We start from the raw sequence: 22021 nt of genomic DNA, 5'->3' as shown, positions 1-22021 counted from the left end.
TGGGAACGGGAAGTGTCATTTTTTTGGCGGGAATCTCTGCAAAAGGGCCAAATTAAAGTGACCCTTTAGCGTTTCCTGCTGGTTTTTGCTGAAAAAGTAGCCAGCAGGAAACATTTTTAGCTAGTACGGCAATTGTAACAACTTCGTCGGCTTATTTAGCCTGATGCGGCTGCGGCATCTCTTTATCATCTTTGTATTTAGCGGTGGCGATCCATGCGGCGCAGAACAGCGTCAAACGCGCAAAGAAGTAGAAGAACGCCATCAAGCCGAGCACCGAACCAAAAGCGGCACCCGATGGAGAAGTCGCCAGCTTCGGCAGCGTCAGCGTCATCACAAACTTAATCACCTCAAAACCAATCGCCGCCAGCAGCGTGCCACGGAACAGTGCTTTTTTACGAGGCTTGTGGCGCGGCAGAATCCAGAAGATCCACAGGAACAGCAGATAGTTAGCAAAGATGGAGATAGATAACGCAATCACCGTCATCGCCGGGCGCAGCCACTCAATGTCTTCCAGCCCGAGCGCATTAACGATCGCCGCCTGCGCCGCACCGGCAATCGAGGTCAGCGACAGCGTAATCACCAGCGCAAACATCAAACCCAGCAGCGAAAGCAGATCGCGTGCGTACTTCTTCCAGAGTTTCTCCTGATCGTCTGGCGTGCGTTCCCACACGTCGCGCGACTGCGCACGTACCGCTTCACGCAAATTGCCCATCCAGTTAATGCCGGAGTAGAGCGCCAGCAGCAAACCGGTTATCCCCACTGTGGCGCGCTGCTGAATCGCGGTGTTCACCGTATTCTTAAGCGTGGTTGCCAGCGTCGGATCGCTGATGCTGTTAACGATTTTGTTGATCAACTCGGTGAGCAAATCCTGATTCGACGCCAGCACAAAGCCGACCGCCGCAAAGGAGACCATCAAAATCGGTATCAGTGAAAGAAATGAGAAGTAGGTGATCGCCGCGCCAAACTGGCTGCCAAGGCGATCGTTAAAGCGTTCCAGCGCGCGCATAAAATGCGCCACTGCCGGAATCGCCTGAAACCAGGCAGCGAAGCGCGACACATTTTGAATCGAGCCATCCACGGTTTTATTGCCGGTTTTAATATCAATTAGCGGCTTGGCTTCTGCCTTGGCCGCTGTCTCTATAGGTTTTTTGTCCGTCATAGACGATAGTCATCCTGTTCACTGCGAAAATACAATTATAGCGCCTTATGTGACGTACTCCTGCAAGACGTGGCTTAACCACTCCATAAACACGCGTACGCGACGCGCCACGTTACGGCGATGCGGGTAAAGCAGCGAGATCGGCATCGGTTTCGCCGGGAAGTGATGCAGTACTTCAACCAGTTGTCCTGACTCCAGCAGCGGCTGCACGCCAATCGCCGGCACCTGAATAATGCCGAGCCCGGCCATGCACGCCGCGCGATAGGTTTCGGTGCTGTTTACCGTCACTACGCCGCCGGTTTGAACGTAATGACACTGTTTACCATCAAAATATTCAAAGCCCAGCGAAGGTTGTCCAAGCTGCTGGGTGTAATGCACCATCGCGTGTTGTGACAGATCTTCCAGCCGCACCGGCATGCCGAAGCGGGAAAGGTAGCCGGGGCTGGCGCAGTTGATCAAGGCGTGCGAACCGATTTTCCGCGCAATCAGCCCGGAATCTTTCAGCTCGCCAACGCGCACCACGCAGTCAAAGCCTTCGCGAATCACATCGACCTGGCGATCGCTACTGCTCAGCTCAATTTCCAGGCCGGGATAGTGCTGCAAAAATTCTGGCAGGCGCGGCAGCACAAAGCCGGTTGCCATCGCCACCGACATATCCACGCGCAGCTTGCCGCTTAAGGTGCCGGGATCGTGCTGGAACAGGCTGTCCATGTCGTCGAGCATCGAAAGTAAATCGAGGCAGCGATCGTAATAAACCAGGCCGTCTTGCGTCAGATGCACGCGTCGCGTGGTGCGATGCAGCAGGCGCGTCCCCATTTGATTCTCCAGCGCCTGCAGCTGGCGCGATACGCTGCCTTTCGGTAAACCTAAACTTTCTGCCGCACGGGTAAAACTGCCCATTTCTGCCACTCGCACAAAAACCTGCATTGCGTGAATTTTATCCATGTTGTTCACCGATTGTTGTTGTTAGTGAAACAGTGCTGCGTATTCCTCTGCGTTTATAGATCAATTATTCACGAATATCCTTAACACGTGTTCAATTTTCCAACTGGAGCGAAACATGAGTCATAAAATTGCATTGATTACCGGCGGAAATCGCGGTTTAGGCAAGAATGGGGCGCTGAAACTGGCCGCCAAAGGCACCGATATCCTGTTTACCTATCGCGGTCACGCGGAAGAAGCGCAGGCGGTAGTGCAAGAGATTGAAGCGCTGGGTGCGCGTGCGGTGGCGCTGCAGCTGGATGTGGGCGATACCAGCACGTTCGACGGCTTCGTGGCGCAGGTGAAAGAAGCGCTGCAGAAAACCTGGCAGCGTAACAACTTTGATTATTTAGTGAACAACGCCGGTCATGGTCACTACAAGCTGTTCGCCGAGACCACCGAAGATGAGTTTGACGCGCTGGTGAATGTGCACTTCAAAGGGCCGTTCTTCCTGACGCAAAAACTGCTGCCGCTGATCGTTGATGGTGGACGCATCCTGAATATCTCCAGCGGTTTAACCCGTTTGACGCTGCCGGGTTCAGGCACTTACGCCTCAATTAAAGGCGCGATGGAAGTATTAACTCGCTATCAGGCAAAAGAGTTGGGCGAGCGCCATATCCGCGTCAACATTCTGGCGCCAGGCGCGATTGAAACCGACTTCGGCGGCGGTCGCGTGCGTGATACCAAAGATCTCAACGATCATATCGCCTCGGTGACCGCGCTGGGCCGCGTCGGCTTGCCGGATGATATCGGCGATGCCATCAGCGCGATCCTCAGCGATGAAACCGGCTGGATCACCGCGCAGCGCATCGAAGCATCCGGCGGCCAAGGCCTGTAATCCGTAGGGTCGCCATTCATGGCGACCTCGTTAAACAGCGATGCCAGCCAGGTTGCCATAAATGGCAACCTTACAGATCAATCGTCCCATCAATCACCGTCACCGTTTGGCCGCCAATCCAGATCGCCTTATCCGTAAAACTCACCTGAATCCGACCTTCACGCTGAATCGCGCTGCCCTGACGCGCCCGATAATCCCGCGTTTGGTGGTTCGCCTCGAAGTAACGTGCCAGACAGGCGTTGGCGCTGCCGGTCACGGGATCTTCGGTCAAACTGCCGTTCTCAACCAGCAATGCGCGCACTTCATACTGCTCGTTTTCGTCCGCCGGTAACGCACCAAAAATCGCTGTGCCGTTCACCTCGGCATGCTGCTGTAAACGGTGTAAATCGGCAGCTGACGGCACCACATCCAGCACCGCTTGCGCGCTACTCATCGGAATCAGCAACCAGCGAATGCCCATATCAACGATGGTCGACGTTTGGCTGAGATCGAAAGCTTCACTGTTCAGCGCGCTGCTCATCAGCGCATCGCTGAAGGGCGTTAAGTTTGCGGCGGGTGCCGCAAAGGCCAGCGCGCCGTCATCGCTGATTTTCACCTCAACCAGACCTACGCCGCACTCCTGCACGATTTTGCCCGGCGTTTTCAGCGGCCAGCCCGCTTCCAGCAGCGCATGCGCCGTGCCGAGCGTCGGATGTCCGGCAAACGGCAGTTCGCCTTCCACGGTAAAAATGCGCACGCGGTAATCTGCCGCCGCATCCTGTGGCGGCAGCACAAAGGTGGTTTCGGACAGATTGGTCCAGCGCGCAATCGCCGTCAGCTGCGCGTCACTCAATCCCTGTGCATCCATAATCACCGCCAGCGGATTACCTTTAAACGCCGATGAGGTAAACACATCCACCTGTTTAAATGCGACCTTCATTGTCACTCCTTCCTCGTTGAGGTTGTCTGAAATCGGGATTTACATCCTGCTGATTGCGAAAGGCCAGCAACAGGGCTATGAATAGATTAAGAATTCTGGAATCGGAGTCCGCAATGTTAAAAGTTCTTGGCCGTACTTCTTCAATTAACGTGCGAAAAGTTCTGTGGCTATGCGCAGAACTCGATATTGCGTACGAATTAGAACCCTGGGGCGATGATCCGCAATCGCTGCACTCGCCAGAGTTTATGGCGCTCAATCCCAACGCCATGGTCCCGGTAATTATTGAGGACGACTTCGTGCTGTGGGAATCCAACACCATTCTGCGCTATCTCGCCAACAGCAATGGCGGCGAATGGCTCTATCCTGACAATCCACGCGCACGCGCGCCGGTCGATCAGTGGATGGATTGGCAAGCCACCGAACTCAATACCTCATGGCGCTACGCGTTTATGTCACTGGTGCGCAACTCGCCAGCGCATCAGGATCCCCGTTTGCTGGCGGCGGCCGTTAAAGGCTGGACGCACACCATGAACATTCTCAACCAGCATCTGGAGAAAACCGGGCGCTACGTCGCAGGCCGCAACTTCTCGCTGGCAGATATTCCGGTTGGTCTGGCGGTGAATCGCTGGTTTGAAACCCCGCTGGAGCATCCTAACTTCCCGGCGGTCCAGACCTATTACGAGCGTCTGACCGAGCGCGAGCCTTACACCACCTGGGGCCGCAACGGCAAACCCTGATCCTGTCCCGGCGCCAGACCTGTCATCTCGCAGGCCAGCGCGCCGGTACGCTGCAATGCCCACGTATAACGCTCATCGAACGGATAGCAGCAGGAGAGACGCAAGGCGTGTTTATAACGATCGCTCAGCGAGTAGAGCGCGCCTGGCGTCACACAGATTTGCTCCTGCAGCAGACGATGGAACATCTCCACGGTATCGATATTTCCCGGCAGTTCGACCCAAAAAACAAACCCGCCGCGCGGCAGGGTAGCGCGCGTGCCCTGCGGAAAGTGGCGGGCCAGGATACCGCGCGCCGCATCCAGATTGGCGGCATAGCGCCGACGCAGCGTGCGCAGATGATGATCGTAGCCGCCGCTGGCAAGGAATTCGGCCAGGGTTTCACTCAGCAAGCGTGATTCCGCCATCGACGAAACCGCTTTGAGGTGAGCGATGGCGTCATGAAAACGCCCGGCGGCAGTCCAGCCGACGCGGAAATCGGGCGCCACGGTTTTGGTAAAGCTGGTGCAGTAAATCACCCAGCCATCGCTATCAAACGCCTTAACCGGCGGCGACAGCGGCCACTCAAACTGCAATTCGTCATACAAACCATCCTCCAGCAGTGGAACGTGGTAAGTATTCACTAACTTCGCCAGCCGCTTTTTGTTCTCCAGCGGCATCACGTATCCCAACGGGTTCTGCGCGCCCGGCATGGCGATCACCGCCTGAATCCGCTTCTCCTGTAACAACATCTCCAGCGCATCCAGCGACAGTCCCTGCTGCGGATCGGTGGGAATTTCCAGCGCCTTCAAACCCAGCGACGCCAGCAGCGGGAACAGGAAGAAATAGGTTGGCGACTCTAAACCAATGCAATCGCCGGGTTTGGTCACCGCACGCAGCGCCAACTGGAGCGCTTCCATACAGCCATGCGTCAGCGTGATCGCCTGCGGCGGCAGGTTGATGCCGTTGTGCAGGGCGCGACGCGCAATCTCCTCCCGTAAGCGCTCACTACCAGGCGGAAGCGCATAGCGTCCGATAATGTCGGGATTCTGGCGCAAAATCGACGCAGTAATTCGCGCTATTCGCGCCGCCGGATAGAAGGTGCCATCCTGCGGACAGGCCAGCGAGATATTGGTGTAATCGGGATTATTTTGCGCCGCGAACACTTGCTCAATCAGCTCCAGCTTCTGCGCACTAGGATCGTTGATTTTTGCTGGCAGCGGTTTTACCGGGCGCGTCACGGCGGGCAGCACGCCACGCACGTAATAACCCGACTGCGGACGCGATTCAATCAAGCCGCGATCTTCGAGAATTTGCCAGGCATTAAGTACGGTATTGATACTCACCTGATGCGATTGTGCCACGCGACGTATCGCCGGTAGCCGCTTACCGGGCTTCAACGTGCCCTGATGAATCGACTCGGCAAAGCTATCGACCAGCTGCTGATACAGCGTTTGACCAGATGAAAGTGGAAGGGACACAAAAGCCTCCGCGCGCAATAGGTACAATTCATTTTTGAGACAACTGTATCCATTACAATAGTGGTTTTGTGTCTCTGTTTCCATTGCAGCGTTCGCACTAGCATGAAGACATCATTGATTCTTCAGGAAGCGCATCATGCTTGATCCCTCATTCTTCAGCTACGTCACCGTTATGTCGATCACGCCAGGCCCGAACAACCTGTTGCTGGCGACGTCGGGCGTTAACTTTGGCTTTAAACGCACGCTGCCGATGCTGTTTGGCATCCTGCTGGGCTGTGCGATACAGATGCTGCTGGCGAGTGTGGCGCTCGATGCGCTGCTGCACTGGATGGGTGCGATTCGCCTGCCGCTGACGGTGGTTGGTTGTAGCTATCTGCTGTGGCTTTCGTGGAAGATTTTCCGTGCCGGCGCGCCGCAACTGCGTGAACGTCCGCGTCCGATGACGCTGGTGGGCGGCATCCTGTTTCAAGCGGTCAATCCCAAAGCCTGGCTGATGGTCACCAACGTGGCGCTGATGTACGCCAACAGCAACGGCGTGCTGACGGTATTGCTGGGATTTGCGGCACTGAATCTGCCGTGCATTTTGATTTGGGCAGCGCTCGGCGATCGTTTACGCAATCATCTGCAAATCGCGTGGAAGCGCCAGGCGTTTAACAGCTTAATGGCGCTATCGCTGGTGGCGACAACGGGCTGGATGTTGTACGACGCGGTATTGTTGAGTTAATCATATTCATTATCCACGTTGCTGCTTATTACGCAGCAACGTGGGTTTAAAAGCGTTTTCATTGCGATAAAATATTAACACCGTTTTAGCTCAATTCCTGCTTGTTTACCCATCATCGTCAGCATTAATTCAGCTAAGTCTTTATCTCCGGCGTGGAGTTTATGAAAAAGCGTTTCAACCACGCTGATTGTCAAAAAATCGGCATTAGCGGGGAAGTGGTCATTAAAGGTAATGCCGCGCGAAACAAAATCCCAGCTGGCAGTCGTTTCTGTTTCAATAATTTTGTCATTAATCTTCTCAACCAACGCATCTATATATTGAGGTATTTTTTTTGTCATATAAGCTTCATCAGCTTCAGAGAATTGTTGTTCCATGATCATATTATCTCTTTGAATAATTCATTGTTTGGGAGGTGAGCTTAAGCTTGCTGCCAGCGAATTAAATCTTTTTTAAGCAATGTTAAACCAATAGCTACAACCATAATATCTTTTAGTATAAAACTATCGATCGTGCCAAGCTGTGGTAGTAGGCTCAATGTCACCACACCCGTTAAAACGATCAACGTGGCGCCAGCGGCACCCGCCATCGGATTTTTGAATCCCAGCACCAGCAGCGCCACGGTGGTTAATTCCACTACGCCAAGAAAGTAGCTGGTGCCATGCAGTCCCAGCATGTCCTTCAAAATACTGAGCCATGTTGTGGTAATTATCGGAGTCAGCGCCTCCACTTCAAATTCAAACCACTTGGCGATACCAAAAAATAGGAAAACAACGATCAAAGATAACCGCAGGGCGATGGTATCTTTTTTATTGAGAAAACGAATGGCGCAGGATAAATAATCATTTTTCACTGTCATCGCAATGACCTCATTATACATTAAGAGATATTTGATGCGGGTTAATATGATTGCATCAATTCGCGTATAGAGAGTATGCGAAGTCAGTTAAATCAATTTTATACAGGGAAAGGTTTTTTAGCATTTAATTAACGCAATCATTAAATATAATCAACGATGTCATTAATTACGGGGGAATAGAAAAAAGGAATAAGGGGCGAGCGACGCTCACCCCTTGTAGGGTCGCCATTCATGGCGACCAGGATAGAACTACCTTATTACTTCCCCACCACGTGCGCCGTTTCGCGCGCTTCATCGTTGGCGGCATCAGGTGTAATCACCGGCTCGTAATCGAGTTGCAGCACACGGCTGGTATCGGCCAGCACTTTCTCGGTCAATGCGACGTCGCCGTTCAGCTTGCGGCCCCACGATGGGATCACCATGCGGATTTTGGTCTGCCATTCCGGTGAACGCATCTGTTCCGGGAAGGCTTTCGCCATCAGCTCAAGCATAATCGGTGCGGCGGTGGAAGCACCCGGCGAAGCACCCAGCAAGGCGGAAATCGAGCCATCTTCCGAGGTCACCACTTCGGTACCAAGACGTAGCACGCCGCCTTCAACGGCATCGTTCTTGATGATCTGCACGCGCTGGCCGGCAGTGACTAAACGCCAATCTTCCTGCTTCGCCTGCGGCACGTAAGCGCGCAACGCTTCCATACGATCGCTGTCGCTTTGCAAAACCTGATCAACCAGATATTTCACCAGGTCGAAACTCTTCAGGCCAACCTGCACCATCGGCTTGAGGTTGCTGGTGTTCATCGCGCCGAACATATCCAGCAGCGAACCCTGCTTGAGGAATTTGGTAGAGAAGGTCGCAAACGGCCCAAACAGCAGCACCTGCTTGCCATCCAGCACGCGGGTATCGACGTGCGGCACCGACATCGGCGGTGCGCCGACGCTGGCTTTGCCATAAACCTTCGCCATGTGCTGTTTCACGACGTCAGGATTTTCCGTCACCAGGAATGAACCGCCCACCGGGAAACCGGCGTAGCCTTTCACTTCCGGAATGCCGGATTTCTGCAGCAGCGGCAACGCCGCGCCGCCCGCACCAATAAACAGCTGGCGCGTGGTCAGCATGCGATTTTCACCGCTGGCCAGATTATGCAGCGTGACCTGCCAGCGACCGTCGCTCAGGCGTTTGATATCACGCACTTCCTGGCGCAGACGCAGACGGAAATTGGCTTTCTTCTCTAAAGAAGCAATCAGCTGACGCGTTACTTCACCGAAGTTCACGTCGGTGCCCATTTCGGTCCAGGTAGCCGCCACTTTCTGCTTGCTGTCACGCCCGTTCATCACCAGCGGAATCCACTCGGTGATTTGATCGCGGTCTTCAGAGTAATTCATGCCACGGAACAGCGTGCTTTTCTGCAACGCATTGAAACGCTTGCGCAGGAATTCAACGTTATCGTCGCCCCAAACGAAGCTCATGTGCGGCGTACTGTGGATAAAGCTTTTAGGATTGCGCAGGTTGCCTTTCTGAACGTGATAGGCCCAGAACTGGCGCGAAATCTGGAACGATTCGTTAATCGCCACCGCTTTGGCGATGTCGATGCTGCCATCCGCCTTCTGCGGCGTATAGTTGAGCTCCGCCAGCGCGGCGTGTCCGGTTCCGGCGTTGTTCCAGCCATTAGAGGATTCAACAGCCACGTCATCAAGACGTTCAACCATCTCAATCGACCAGTCAGGCTCGAGATCTTGCAGCCATGCGCCCAAAGTCGCACTCATCACGCCTGCGCCAATCAGCAGTACGTCGACGTCTTTTCGTTCCTGAAGGTTTGCACTTTCCATGCCAGCGGCGGCGAGCGCCAGATTTACCGCAGTAGTACTCATGAGGCGACATCTCCTCTCTCTGTTGACCTGAAGCTCAACAGGTTCGCAGGCGAAATAGCCGCGCTTCTTTCGAGCGCGTGGCGCTATCTCTCAAAGGTTAAGACTCAGGTATAAGTCATGGGGACGATAACGGTTAACTGCACGTTATGCATATGCATTCGAATATAACATTCTCGTATCGGAATTAAACGTTTGTTTATTTTTTAAAGGCGGAAATGATTCAGCATAAGAATTAATCAGCTCAACCCCGCGGTCATAAGGGATTTTTATCTCTTAATCAGACGGTTAGAGTAATGCAGTTGTTACGCTATTGTGAGTGCTTTTGGTGGGGTTGAAAACGGTGAGTGAGGCGTGTCACATTTTAATGTGTTGAAAATTATGACTTTTAACTAAATTGATTATTTATGCGGATTTTATGTTGCGCGATATTTCGCCATATCGTGTAAAAGTAATGTTACATTTTTGTGGTGATGAATTTCAGCTTGGGCGTGGGTGCCGCCAGAAGAAAAATGCATCACCTTGCCGGAAAAATGATCAGCGCGATCGGCGGCGCCAGAGGAAGCGAATCACGAAAAACTCAATCGCGCCCAGCAGTAAAAACCACAAACTAAAGACGATGGTATACAGCTGATTAACATCCATCAGATGCAGGCTTTCCTGCAGCTGTTTTGCCAGCTCAATACCAAATGAAGGCGCGGGCAGCAGCAGGGCAGAAAGAAAGCCCAGCAGCAGAATGCCGCCTGGGATGATCAGCGTTTCGAATGGGTTATTCATGGTCATTTTCCAAATCAGTTAGCGCGGGCATTAGCGCATAAAACCGCGCTACGGTGCAATCCCCGCGCCGAATCGCTCTAAGAAATTTCTTCTATTCCATTCACTTAGCGTCAAAAATAGCGAAAGTTAAGAGTTATAGCCTTTGCTATACTTAAATCCCTGATTTTACTGTCTTTTTTTTGCCGTTTTTGCGTGTTAGACTGCGCGCACTTTTTCATTACTGAACAATAAATGCGGAGAAGTAGCGGCTTTAGCGCCTGTTCCGCAGCATTGATTGAAAACCCATGACATTTATCGCAACCCTGATTTTGGCCTTTGGCATGTCGATGGACGCTTTTGCCGCAGCATTGGGCAAAGGCGCATCACTGCATCGCCCAAATTTCAAAGAAGCGCTGCGTACCGGTTTGATCTTTGGCGTCATCGAGATGTTAACGCCGCTGATTGGCTGGGCAATTGGTCTTGCGGCCAGCCGCTACATCATGGCGTGGGATCACTGGGTGGCGTTCGTGCTGTTAACCGTGCTGGGCGGCCGTATGATGATGGAGGGCTTCCGTCAAACCGCCGATGAGCCTTGCGAAGCGCCGCAGCGTCACGGTTTTATGGTGCTGGCGTTAACTGCTGTCGCTACCAGTCTTGATGCGCTGGCAGTGGGTGTTGGCCTGGCGTTCCTGCAGGTGAATATCATCATGACCGCCATCACCATTGGCGCCGCTACCACTATTATGGCGACCACCGGCGTGCTGGTGGGCCGTTTTATCGGTCCGGTGATGGGCAAATGGGCCGAAGTGCTGGGCGGCGTAGTGCTGATCAGCATTGGCTGCACCATTTTAAGCGAGCATTTAGGCTGGTTTTAATTTGTAGGGTCGCCATTCATGGCGACCTCTTCTTCACATCCGCACCAAACCCCAATTCTGTGATCTACTTCAAAAATAATTGCGGTAAAAACGCTCCGCGGCTATACTTTTTGCGTATTTCTTCAACAATTTTTGAACCAGGTGCCTTATGAAACGCTTTTTCCGCTACGTGTTTAACGCTTACGTTGAAACCTTCAAGCACGTACCGCCAGGCGCACAGCATTAATCCAGCGCTAACAGAATACCCTCGATAATCGCGGTCAGGGATCGACCTGTGGTTATCAACTGTTTTCTTATCTCTCCAGCCGTAAACCCGCCCATTTTTACCCTAACTCGCTGATAAAACCCTTCAGCCATCAGATTTCGATCTGGCTATAGCCGCACGTTATACCCCGCAACTAAACAAGCATTCGTCACCCCATCTCCTGCATGAAATAGTCAATTCAGGCCCTATAAACCGTCTGAAACGAGAAACATCATGCTGATCCCACAACCTTATTTACTCTTCCTCGGCGACGTAACCGATCCACTGGCCGCTAAAACCGCACGCGGCATCCACGTCTGGCGTCCAGAGCAGTGCGTTGGCGAAATCAAATTGCCGGGCTGCACCGTATCGCTGGGCCTCGAGGTCCTCGACATTGCCGCTGCCAAAGCGCGCGGTGCTAAAACGCTGGTGCTCGGCACCGCGAATGCCGGCGGTTACTTGCCCACGCATTGGCTCGACACGGTAAAAAGCGCCATCTCTGCCGGGATGAACGTTGCCAGCGGTTTGCACCATCGTCTGGTGGATGAGCCAGAGCTGGTGGCGTTGGCTAAAGAGTTCGGTGTTGAGCTGTTCGACCTGCGCCACATGCGTCCAAAACTGGAAGTAGGCAGCGGTAAGAAGCGCACAGGTAAGCGTGTACTTACTGTCGGCACCGACTGCTCGGTAGGCAAGATGTACACCTCGCTGGCGCTGGAAGCCGCGATGCGTGAACGCGGCATGAAAGCCGATTTCCGCGCCACCGGTCAGACCGGTATTTTGGTGGCGGGCGAAGGTATCGCGATTGATGCAGTGATTGCCGACTTCATCGCCGGTGCGGTCGAAGCGCTGTCACCGGCCAATGACGCCGATCACTGGGATATAGTTGAAGGCCAGGGTTCGCTGTTCCATCCTTCCTACGCTGGCGTCAGCATGGGCCTGATTCACGGTGCGCAGCCGCATTGGCTGGTGATGTGCCATGAAATGGGCCGTCCGCATATGCGTCATCTGCCGCATCAGCCGATGGTCAGCCTGAAAGATTGCGTCGAAGCCAACCTGCGCGCGGCGCACGTTACCAGCGACGCGGTGCAACTGGCCGGTTTCGCCATCAACACCTCAAACTACAGCGAAGAAGAAGCGCGCGCCTATTGCGCCGAAATCAGCGCACAATTCGGCGTGCCAGCCACCGATCCGGTGCGTTTTGGCATTACGGATATCGCCGCGCTGCTGCAGGAGCGAGGCTAATTATGCGGCGCATGCAGATTGAAGTGCTGGAGCTGCCGCTGGCGCGTCCGTTTGCCATCTCGCGCGGCACACGCACGGCGGTCACGGTGATTCGCGTGACGCTGGAGCAGAACGGCTTTATTGGCCGCGGCGAATGTACGCCCACGCCGCGCTACGATGAAACGCCAGAAAGCGTCAACGCTGAACTGGAAGCGCTGCGCGCCGACATGGAAGCGGGCCTGAGCCGCCTCGATCTGCAAAGCCGTTTGTCTGCCGGTTCAGCGCGTAATGCGCTGGACTGCGCGCTGTGGCGACTTGATGCCGCGCTGGCGAAGCACACGCTGTGGCAACAGTGCGAGCGTCGTCAGCCGCCATCGGTGATCACCGCCGAAACCCTTAGCCTCGATTCCATCGAGAACATGGCCGCCGCCGCTGCCGATGCGGTATCACGCGGCGCCATCCTGCTGAAAATCAAACTCAATCGCGACGAGATTCTGGAAAAAGTCGCCGCGATTCGACAGGCAGCGCCGCGCGCCACCTTAATCATTGATGCCAATGAAGCCTGGTCGGGCGTGGATTTGCCCAGCCTGTTCAACGCGCTGGCGAGTTTTAACATCGCGATGGTCGAGCAGCCGCTTCCGGCGGGCCAGGATCAGGAGTTGCAGCGCTTCGCGCACCCGATTCCGGTGTGTGCCGATGAGAGCTGCCACACACGTGAAGACATCGCGCAGCTGCGCAATCGCTACGAGATGATCAACATCAAGCTGGATAAGTGCGGCGGTTTAACCGAAGCGCTGGCGATGGTGGAAGAGGCGCAGAAGCGCGATATGCGGTTGATGGTCGGCTGCATGCTTGGCTCTTCATTGGCGATGGAAGCAGCGCTGCCGGTGGCGATTGCCGCTGAGCATATCGATCTCGATGGCCCAATCTGGCTGGCCGCCGATAGCTCGCCCTTCCTTTCTTACGCTCAAGGCCAAATCTGGCTTTAACCCGCACGCGGAGCAACGATGACGGACACCTTACTTACACCCAACGCCGCCAGCGTTGCCGGTTCAGCACCGGTGCTCGCGATTCAGGATCTCAGCGTCAGTTTTCGCGGCCGCAGCGGCGAAAATCAGGCGCTGAAAGGCATCAGTTTTAACATTCATCAGGGCGAAATTGTCGCCGTGGTCGGTGAAAGTGGCTCGGGTAAATCGGTCACCTCGCTGGCGGTAATGGGCTTGCTGGCCGCATCCGGGCGTATCGATCGCGGCAGCATGCAGTTCCGCGATCGTCAGGGCAACGCGCATCAGCTTGCCACACTGAATGAAACCCAGCGCCGTGCTTTGCGTGGCCGCGAAATGGCAATGATTTTTCAGGAGCCGATGACCTCGCTCAATCCAGTGTTGCGCGTCGGCGATCAGCTGACCGAAGCGCTGCGGGATCATCAGATTAGCGACAAAAGTCAGGCCGACGCGCGCGCACGTGAATTACTGCGCCAGGTGCGCATCGCCGATGTCGATCGCGTAATGAAAAGTTATCCGCATTCGCTGTCGGGCGGCATGCGCCAGCGCGTGATGATTGCGCAGGCGCTGGCCTGCGATCCGCAACTGCTGATCGCCGATGAGCCGACCACCGCGCTGGATGTCACGGTGCAGGCGCGCATTCTGCATATCCTGCGTGACCTGCAACGCGAGAAGCAGATGGCGGTGCTGTTCATCACCCACGACATGGGCGTGGTGGCAGAAATCGCCGATCGCGTGGTGGTGATGCTGCGCGGCGAAGTAGTTGAGCAGGGCACGGTAACTGAAATCTTCAACGCGCCGCAGCATCCTTACACCAAAGCATTATTGGCCGCAGTGCCGAAGCTCGGCGATATGCGCGAACACGCATGGCCGCAGCGCTTTCCGCTATTGGGCAGTAATTCCAGCGATAACAGCGAGCAGCGCACCGCGCGCTACGACGAAACGCCGCTGCTGGATGTACGCGGCCTGAAAGTGTACTACCCGATTCGCAGCGGAATTTTCTCGGCGCTCACCCATCAGGTGCACGCGGTAGAGCAGATCGATTTCAGCCTGTGGCCGGGCGAAACCCTGGCGATTGTTGGCGAAAGCGGCTGCGGTAAATCCACCACCGGTCGTGCGCTGATGCGGCTGATCAACAGCGACGCCGACAGCATTCATTTCCAGGGCAATGAAATCGCCAACCTGAAAGAGGCGCAGTTCCAGCCGCTGCGCCGTGAAATCCAGATGGTGTTTCAGGACCCTTACGCCTCGCTCAATCCGCGTCTCACCGTCGGTTTCACCATTGCCGAACCGCTGCTGCTGCACGGCATGGTGAAGTCGCTGGAAGAAGCGTCGCCGCAGGTTGATGCGTTGCTGAAAAGCGTGGGCTTATTGCCGGAACACGCGCAGCGCTATCCACATGAATTTTCCGGCGGCCAGCGTCAGCGTATCGCCATTGCGCGCGCCATGGCACTGAAACCCAAAGTGATCATCGCCGATGAAGCCGTCTCAGCGCTGGACGTGTCGATTCAGGCGCAGGTGGTGAACCTGATGATGGATCTGCAACAGCAAACCGGCGTGGCGTGGATTTTCATCTCGCACGATATGGCGGTGGTGGAACGTATCGCTAATCGCGTGGCAGTGATGTATCTCGGCCAGATTGTTGAGCTGGGGCCGCGTCAATCGGTGTTCAACCAGCCGCAACATCCTTATACCCAACGTCTGCTGGCCTCGGTGCCGGTGGCCGATCCCCAGAACCGTCAACCCCGCACTTTCGAGGACGGCGAAATTCCTTCGCCGCTGCGCAAGGTGGGAGAAACGGTCGTTAAACCGCGTTATCGCCAGGTTGCTCCGCAACACTGGGTCGCTGATTTTGTTTCGCGCTAACCCTCAATACCAGGAGATTTCATGAACCCGATTTTCCGCCGTACTGCGCTCGCGCTGGGATTGACCCTCTCGCTGGCCGCCGCTGCTCAGGCGCAGGATCTGCGCATTTCGATGTATGCCGACATCACCGGCCTCGATCCGCACGATACCTCCGATAACGTCAGCTACTCGGTGCAGAGCGGCATCTTCGAACGTCTGTTCCAGTTTGATGCAAAGATGAAGCTGCAGCCGTGGCTCGCCACCAGCTACACCAGCAACGACAGCGCCACCGAATTTACCCTGACGCTGCGTAAAGACGTGACCTTCCAGGACGGCACGCCGTTCGATGCCGCAGCGGTAAAAGCCAACCTCGATCGCCTTGCCGATCAGACCAAAGGCCTCAAGCGCAACAGCCTCTACAAGATGATTGCGAAAGTGACGGTGCTGGCACCGGATCAGGTGAAAATCGAGTTGAACCAATCCTTTGGTGCCTTCATCAACACGCTGGCGCATCCGTCGGCGGTGATGTGGAGCCCGGCGATTCTCAAACAGTATCCGGAAGAAGCGCAGCTGCGCCTGCATCCGGTCGGCACCGGTCCCTTCAAATTCGTGACCTGGCAGCCGGGTAAAGCCGTGACGCTGGCGAAGTACGACGGCTACTGGCAAAAAGGCTGGCCGAAAGTGGATAACGTGATCTTCTCGCCAAGCCCGGAAGATGCCACGCGCGTGGCGGCGCTGAAGTCCGGTCAGGTGGATGCGATCTGGCCGCTGCCATCCGATCTGATCGCCACCGTGCAGAGCGACAGCAAACTGGCGGTGCAGCGCGATCCGAGCATTTATCTCTATTACATGGCGATCAACACCCAGCACAAACCGCTGGCTGATGTCCGAGTGCGTCAGGCGATCAACTATGCCATCGACCGCGATCTGTGGCTGAAAGTGGCGTTTGCCGGCATGGGCAAACCGGCCAGTTCGGCGATTCCGCAAGGCGTGCAGTTCTACCAGAAGCAGAGCGCGCCGAACTATCGCTATGCGCCGGATGAAGCCAAAGCGCTGCTGAAAGCCGCCGGTTATCCGAACGGCCTCGATCTTAAACTGTGGGTCACCAACGCCACCGCCAGCGTGCGTGCCGCGCAGGTATTGAAAGCGCAGCTGGCAACGGTGGGTATTCGCGCCACGGTAACGCCGATGGATTCCGGCACGCGCAACGCCAAACTGTGGGGCGTGAAGGACCCGAAAGCGGCGGAATTTGATCTCTATTACGGCGGCTGGTCGACATCAACCGGTGATGCTGATTGGGCCTTGCGTCCACTCTACGCCACCGAATCCTGGGTGCCGACCTCGTATAACGTCTCGTACTTCAGCAACGCCGAAGCCGACAAAGCGATTGCTGGCGGCTTAGCCACCGCCGATCCGGCTAAGCGTGGCGAGGCCTACGCCGAGGCACAGAAAGTGTTGTGGAAAGAGGCGCCAGTCGCCTTCCTCGGCACGCCAGACAATCTGGTCGGCAAACGCAGCACGCTGAGCGGAGTGTCGATGCTGCCGGATGGCAACTTCCTGTTTAATCAGGCGACGTTTAAGTAAAGGTTGGCGGTCGCCATTCATGGCGACCCTACGTTGTAGGGTGCGCATTCATGCGCACCTGGAACAATCCGCACCCAACCAAAAGGAACCGCATGTTCGCATACATCATTCGCCGACTGCTGGAGATGATCCCCGTATTGCTGGTGGTCTCGCTGCTGGTCTTCGGCTTCATCAAACTGCTGCCTGGCGATCCGGCGCGTATCTACGCCGGACCGGATGCGCCTTTGGCCGCGGTGGAAGCAGCGCGTCAGCATCTCGGACTCAACGATCCGCTGCCGCAGCAATATATCAACTGGATCGGCGGCCTGCTGCGCGGCGATCTGGGCGTCACTTATCGCACTCAACAGCCGGTGCTGGAGGTGATCAAACAGGGCTTTATGCCCACGCTGTGGCTGGCGCTGGCCGGTTTTGCCTGGTCGGTGATTCTGGGCCTATTCCTCGGCGTGTTTGCCGCCCTGAAACGCGGTAAATGGCAGGACTGGACCTTAATGAGCGTCGCCGTCGGCGGCATCTCGATGCCCACGTTCTGGCTCGGTCTGCTGCTGATCCAGTTCGTCGCCATGCCGTTTGGCCTGTTCTCTGTCAGCGGCTTCAACCAACCCAGCGACATCGTATTACCGGCGATCACGCTCGGTTCCTCGGTGGCGGCGGTGATGGCGCGCTTCACCCGCTCGGCATTTCTCGAAGTGGCGCAGGAAGATTACGTGCGCACCGCCAAAGCCAAAGGGCTGCGCAATCGGCTGGTGACGTGGAAACACGTGATGCGCAATGCGTTGATCCCGGTGATCACTATGCTCGGTTTGCAGTTCGGTTTTCTGCTCGGCGGATCGATCGTGGTCGAGAGCGTGTTTAACTGGCCGGGATTGGGCTGGCTGTTGATCGAGTCGATCAAAGCGCAGGATCAACCGGTGATCCAGGCGTTAGTTATGCTGTTTGTGTTTGAATTTATTGTCATTAACCTGCTGGTCGATCTGCTGTACGCCGTGGTCAACCCAGCGATTCGCCTGCGACAGGAGCCCTGATGAGTCTGCAATCTCTGCCTGCCCACGCGCAGGAGGCGATCCGTTCGCCGTGGCGCGATTTCCTGCACGCGCTGGTGCGTAATCCGCTGGCGCTGGTCTCCGGCGGCTTTGTGCTGCTGCTGGTGCTGGTGGCCATTTTCGCACCGTGGTTAGCGCCATGGGATCCAATGGCGCCGGACTGGATGGCGCTATCATCGCCGCCGTCCAGCACGCACTGGATGGGCACCGACGAACTCGGCCGCGATCTGTTCAGCCGCATCATCTTTGGCGCGCGTATCTCGCTGTATGTCGGCGTGTTGTCGGTGACGCTCGGCATGGTGGTTGGTGTGCTGCTCGGCCTGCTGGCGGGCTATTACGGACGCTGGATCGATATGCTGATTATGCGTGGCTCCGACGTGCTGTTCGCCTTTCCCGGCATGCTGCTGGCGATTGCGGTGGTGGCGATTCTCGGTCCGGGACTCAACAACGTCATCATCGCGGTAGCGATCTTCAGCGTGCCGGTGTTTGCCCGCATCGTGCGTGCGTCCACGCTGTCGCTGAAACAGGCAGCGTATGTTGAAGCGGTGCGCTGTGCCGGTGCGCCGGATCGCGTGATTCTGCTGCGCCACATTCTGCCGGGCACGCTGTCAAACGTGATTGTCTATTTCACTATGCGTATCGGCACCAGTATTCTGACCGCCGCCGGGCTGAGTTTTATCGGCCTCGGACCGGAACCCGATGTGCCGGAGTGGGGCAATATTCTGGCGATGAGCCGCAGCATGATGATGGCTGGCTTGTGGCACGTCAGCGTGTTTCCAGGTCTGGCGATATTTATTACCGTGCTGGCGTTCAACCTGTTGGGTGATGCGCTGCGCGACACGCTCGATCCCAAACTGAAGAGCTAAGCATGGACTTTCAACAACTGCAGCGCGACCTGCTGCTGCAACGCTGGCGCAGCGAGCGCCAGCTGGGACAACCGCGCAGCGCCAGCGGGCCAACCAATCGCATTAGCGATGTGCCGGGCGTGCGCGTCGGCCACTACACGTTAGCCGACGGCGAGCGGCAAACCGGCGTCACCGCGATTGTGCCGCCGGGCGACAATCTGTTTACCCAGCCGCTGCCTTGTGCGGCGGCGGTGTTTAACGGTTTCGCCAAGCCAGTTGGCCTGGTACAGGTTGAAGAGTTGGGCGTGCTGCAAACGCCGATATTGCTAAGCAACACGCTGGCGGTCGGCACGCTGTTTACCACACTGGTGCGCGATGCCATCAGCCGTAACAGCGAGTTGGGCCGCAGCTTGCCCACGGTCAATCCGCTGGCGCTGGAGTGCAACGACGGCTGGCTCAACGATATTCAGGCGCTGGCGATCACCGAGACGATGGCGCAGCAAGCACTCTATGACGCCACGGCAGATTTCGATCGCGGCAGCGTTGGTGCCGGGCGCGGCATGAGCTGTTTCAGTTTAAAAGGCGGCATTGGTACGGCCTCGCGCATCATTCCGTCGCTCAACGCCACGCTGGGCGTGCTGGTGCTGGCGAACTTCGGCGCGTTGACCGCGCTGACGCTGGATGGCGTGCGCCTGGGTGAGATGATCGCGCCGCTGCTGCCGGAACTGACGCCGCAACGCGATGCCGGTTCCATCATCATTATTATGGCGACCGATGCACCGCTTGATGCGCGTCAGCTGAAGCGCATCGCCAAACGCGCCGGTGCCGGTTTGGGGCGCTTGGGCAGCTATTGGGGCCACGGTTCGGGCGATATTGCAGTGGCATTTTCCACCCAGCCACAGCCGCAACCGCCAGAAGAATCCACGCTGGAACCGATGCTCGCCGCCGCCGCCGATGCCACCGAACACGCGGTGCTGGATGCCTTACTCAGCGCCGAAGCCGTCACCGGTTTCCGCGGCCATCATCGCCCGTCGTTAACCGAAGTATTAGATCGATTAGCTGCATCGTAGGGTCGCCATTCATGGCGACCTCTGCCAATAACCGCACGGAACCAACCTCATGAAAATCTTCATCTCTGCCGACATCGAAGGCATCGCCGGCGTAATGCGCCCGGAACAGTGTTCTCCCGGCCACGCGGAATACCAACTGGCGCGCGGACTCATGGAACAAGAAGTCAACGCCGCCATTGATGGCGCCTTTGCCGGTGGCGCGACGGAAGTGGTGGTGGCCGACAGCCACGCGCAGATGACCAACCTGCGCGCGGAAAATATTGATCCCCGCGCGCGCATGGTGCAGGGCAAACCGCGCGGCTTATCAATGGTGGAAGGCATTGAGCAGCAACCGTTTGATGGCCTGTTCTTTATCGGCTATCACAGCGCGGCGGGCGAACCCGGCGTGCTGGCGCACACCATTAATGGCCGTGCGTTCTGGCGCATTCACATCAACGGCAAGGTGATGGGCGAGACCGACATCTACGCCGCAGCCGCTGCCGAACAGGGCACGCCGCTGTGGCTGGTAAGCGGTGACGATCAGCTCAAAGGCTGGATTGCCGAGCATTATCCCTCGGTGGATTACGTCTGTGTGAAACGCGCCATCTCGCATACCTGTGCAGAATCCATCAGCCCGCAGGCAGCGCAAAACGCCATTCGCGCTGCGGCAACTGCTGCGGTGCAGCGCAAACGCCAGATCAGCACCACGCGGCTGAGCGCGCCTTATGAGATGCAGCTGCAAGCCAGCAAACCGGTATTGGCGGATCTGTTTAGCCTGATTCCCGGCGTGACGCGCATTGACGCGGTCACCGTTGGTTATCGCGCGGACAACATGAACACGTTAATCAGCCTGCTGAGTGCCTTCTCCTATCTGGCAAGTACACAATCGTGATCGTAGGGGCGCCATTTATGGCGGCCGCGCTAAATCATCAGGTCGGTCCGCATTTCCTGCTGAATTTTGCTAACCTGCGCGCAATTTATATATAACAACGAGGCAGTCATGCAGCTCTGCAGTTTTTATCTTATTGACCAGGAAAGAAAAAGTTACGGTATCGTGCAGCAAGAGGGCGTGATTGATATCGGCGCGCGTCTCGGTGCTGACTGCCCGGATCTCAAAACCTTGCTGCAACGCGGCGCGTTAAGCGATCTCGATGCTTTCGTTTCACAGCCCATTGATCATCCGTTTAGCGCTATTCGCTTCCTGCCGGTGGTAGAAAATCCTGGCAAAGTGTTCTGCGTTGGCATGAACTACGCCGACAAACGCAAAGAGTTCGCCGAGACGATTGAAGCGCCGACGCTGTTTGTGCGTTTCGCGGATTCGCTGGCGGCGCACGAGCAGCCGCTGCTGAAACCCGCTACCACGCAGGAATTTGATTACGAAGGCGAACTGGCGGTGATCATTGGCAAAGCGGCCTATCAGGTGAAAGCCGCCGATGCGCTGAATCACGTTGCGGGTTACAGCTGCTTTATGGATGCCACGGTGCGCGACATGCAGTTTACCTGGTTCACCGCCGGGAAAAACTGGCAGCAAACCGGCGGTTTCGGGCCGTGGATGACCACCGCCGACGAGATCCCCGATCCGCAGCAGCTGGCGATCAAAACCTGGCTTAATCAGCGCGAAGTGCAGAACGACACCACCGCCAGCATGGTGCATCCGGTGGCGAAGATTATTGAGTACATTTCCGCGTTCAGCCCGCTATCGCCAGGCGATGTGATCATCACCGGTTCACCGGGCGGCGTCGGTAAAAAACGCACGCCACCGTTGTTTATGTTCCCCGGCGATGAGATTGAAGTGGAAATCGAAAAGATCGGAAAATTACGTCACCGTATCGCATAAAACGGTCGCCATAAATGGCGCCCCTGCGACGGTTTTGTAGGGTGCGCATTAATGCGCACCTGGCGTGAAAGTGCGCGAAACGGTCGCCATAAATGGCGCCCCTACGACGGTTTTGTAGGGTGCGCATTAATGCGCACCTGGCGTGAAAGTGCGCGAAACGGTCGCCATAAATGGCGCCCCTACGG

At 56.2% G+C, this 22021-nt stretch carries 21 protein-coding genes; 13 read left to right on the top strand and 8 right to left on the bottom strand.

Annotation, left to right across the window (positions count from 1 at the left end; all coding sequences use genetic code 11):
• Window positions 1-151: 151 nt before the first annotated feature.
• Both yhjD and NR302_RS18650 read right to left on the bottom strand, forming a co-directional pair.
• Window positions 152-1159, bottom strand: coding sequence for an inner membrane protein YhjD (gene yhjD / locus NR302_RS18655; protein ID WP_154157305.1), 1008 nt, complete (start codon window positions 1157-1159; stop codon window positions 152-154).
• A gap of 45 nt (window positions 1160-1204) precedes the next feature.
• A complete protein-coding gene (locus NR302_RS18650) occupies window positions 1205-2104 on the bottom strand; it encodes a LysR family transcriptional regulator (protein ID WP_036648956.1) in 900 nt (299 codons plus the stop codon).
• Window positions 2105-2219: 115 nt separating this feature from the next.
• Here NR302_RS18650 and NR302_RS18645 point away from each other — a divergent pair, with 115 nt between their 5' ends.
• Window positions 2220-2978 carry an SDR family NAD(P)-dependent oxidoreductase gene (locus NR302_RS18645; RefSeq protein ID WP_061719832.1) on the top strand — a complete coding sequence of 253 codons (759 nt, stop codon included), beginning with the start codon at window positions 2220-2222 and terminating at the stop codon, window positions 2976-2978.
• Window positions 2979-3048: 70 nt separating this feature from the next.
• On the opposite strand, the gene NR302_RS18640 is transcribed toward NR302_RS18645, so the two are convergent.
• Window positions 3049-3897 carry a PhzF family phenazine biosynthesis protein gene (locus NR302_RS18640; RefSeq protein WP_258144158.1) on the bottom strand — a complete coding sequence of 283 codons (849 nt, stop codon included), beginning with the start codon at window positions 3895-3897 and terminating at the stop codon, window positions 3049-3051.
• A gap of 113 nt (window positions 3898-4010) precedes the next feature.
• Between NR302_RS18640 and NR302_RS18635 the strand changes: the two genes are divergently transcribed.
• Window positions 4011-4634 (top strand): glutathione S-transferase family protein, encoded by a 624-nt coding sequence (locus NR302_RS18635; protein ID WP_008106644.1) that lies wholly within the window; start codon window positions 4011-4013, stop codon window positions 4632-4634.
• Here NR302_RS18635 and NR302_RS18630 read toward each other — a convergent pair.
• Complete coding sequence (locus NR302_RS18630) at window positions 4601-6091, bottom strand: PLP-dependent aminotransferase family protein (protein ID WP_008106646.1); 1491 nt, start codon at window positions 6089-6091, stop codon at window positions 4601-4603. The two genes, NR302_RS18635 and NR302_RS18630, sit on opposite strands and share 34 nt — an antisense overlap.
• A gap of 136 nt (window positions 6092-6227) precedes the next feature.
• Between NR302_RS18630 and NR302_RS18625 the strand changes: the two genes are divergently transcribed.
• Window positions 6228-6815, top strand: a complete 588-nt coding sequence (locus NR302_RS18625; protein ID WP_154157301.1) for a LysE family translocator — start codon at window positions 6228-6230, stop codon at window positions 6813-6815.
• Between the two features lie 74 nt (window positions 6816-6889).
• On the opposite strand, the gene NR302_RS18620 is transcribed toward NR302_RS18625, so the two are convergent.
• The 4 genes from NR302_RS18620 to NR302_RS18605 all read right to left on the bottom strand — a co-directional run bounded on the left by NR302_RS18620 (window position 6890) and on the right by NR302_RS18605 (window position 10313).
• Window positions 6890-7195 (bottom strand): hypothetical protein, encoded by a 306-nt coding sequence (locus NR302_RS18620; protein ID WP_008106651.1) that lies wholly within the window; start codon window positions 7193-7195, stop codon window positions 6890-6892.
• A gap of 38 nt (window positions 7196-7233) precedes the next feature.
• Complete coding sequence (locus NR302_RS18615) at window positions 7234-7671, bottom strand: DUF417 family protein (protein WP_154193920.1); 438 nt, start codon at window positions 7669-7671, stop codon at window positions 7234-7236.
• Window positions 7672-7928: 257 nt separating this feature from the next.
• Window positions 7929-9539 carry a malate dehydrogenase (quinone) gene (gene mqo / locus NR302_RS18610; RefSeq protein ID WP_061719828.1) on the bottom strand — a complete coding sequence of 537 codons (1611 nt, stop codon included), beginning with the start codon at window positions 9537-9539 and terminating at the stop codon, window positions 7929-7931.
• 534 nt (window positions 9540-10073) lie between these two features.
• A complete protein-coding gene (locus NR302_RS18605) occupies window positions 10074-10313 on the bottom strand; it encodes a DUF1158 domain-containing protein (RefSeq protein ID WP_007891898.1) in 240 nt (79 codons plus the stop codon).
• A gap of 284 nt (window positions 10314-10597) precedes the next feature.
• Here NR302_RS18605 and mntP point away from each other — a divergent pair, with 284 nt between their 5' ends.
• From mntP to NR302_RS18555, 10 genes are all read left to right on the top strand, one after another.
• Entirely contained in the window at window positions 10598-11167 is a 570-nt protein-coding gene (mntP, locus tag NR302_RS18600; RefSeq protein ID WP_008106659.1) for a manganese efflux pump MntP, read from the top strand.
• A gap of 478 nt (window positions 11168-11645) precedes the next feature.
• On the top strand, window positions 11646-12653 hold the full coding sequence (gene dgcN, locus NR302_RS18595) for an N-acetyltransferase DgcN (RefSeq protein WP_258144157.1): 1008 nt from the start codon (window positions 11646-11648) through the stop codon (window positions 12651-12653).
• Window positions 12654-12655: 2 nt separating this feature from the next.
• Window positions 12656-13621, top strand: coding sequence for an N-acetyl-D-Glu racemase DgcA (gene dgcA / locus NR302_RS18590; protein ID WP_258144156.1), 966 nt, complete (start codon window positions 12656-12658; stop codon window positions 13619-13621).
• A gap of 18 nt (window positions 13622-13639) precedes the next feature.
• Window positions 13640-15502, top strand: coding sequence for an ABC transporter ATP-binding protein (locus NR302_RS18585; RefSeq protein WP_258144155.1), 1863 nt, complete (start codon window positions 13640-13642; stop codon window positions 15500-15502).
• A 21-nt stretch (window positions 15503-15523) separates the two neighbouring features.
• Window positions 15524-17065, top strand: a complete 1542-nt coding sequence (locus NR302_RS18580; protein WP_258144154.1) for a glutathione ABC transporter substrate-binding protein — start codon at window positions 15524-15526, stop codon at window positions 17063-17065.
• Between the two features lie 92 nt (window positions 17066-17157).
• Window positions 17158-18087: an ABC transporter permease gene (locus NR302_RS18575; protein ID WP_154193928.1), complete on the top strand. Its 930-nt coding sequence runs from the start codon at window positions 17158-17160 to the stop codon at window positions 18085-18087.
• A complete protein-coding gene (locus NR302_RS18570; protein WP_007891891.1) occupies window positions 18087-18971 on the top strand; it encodes an ABC transporter permease subunit in 885 nt (294 codons plus the stop codon). The genes NR302_RS18575 and NR302_RS18570 overlap by 1 nt, the downstream gene beginning before the upstream one ends.
• A gap of 2 nt (window positions 18972-18973) precedes the next feature.
• On the top strand, window positions 18974-20020 hold the full coding sequence (locus tag NR302_RS18565) for a P1 family peptidase (protein WP_154193930.1): 1047 nt from the start codon (window positions 18974-18976) through the stop codon (window positions 20018-20020).
• 49 nt (window positions 20021-20069) lie between these two features.
• A complete protein-coding gene (locus NR302_RS18560) occupies window positions 20070-20891 on the top strand; it encodes a M55 family metallopeptidase (protein ID WP_258144153.1) in 822 nt (273 codons plus the stop codon).
• A gap of 108 nt (window positions 20892-20999) precedes the next feature.
• Window positions 21000-21836: a fumarylacetoacetate hydrolase family protein gene (locus NR302_RS18555; RefSeq protein ID WP_179453133.1), complete on the top strand. Its 837-nt coding sequence runs from the start codon at window positions 21000-21002 to the stop codon at window positions 21834-21836.
• Window positions 21837-22021 lie beyond the last annotated feature (185 nt).

It is taken from the genome of Pantoea sp. SOD02 (genome assembly GCF_024707505.1).
GTDB classification, from domain to species: domain Bacteria; phylum Pseudomonadota; class Gammaproteobacteria; order Enterobacterales; family Enterobacteriaceae; genus Pantoea; species Pantoea symbiotica.
Note: the sequence above shows the minus strand (reverse complement) of the source record. Positions and strands in the feature narration are given on the sequence as shown.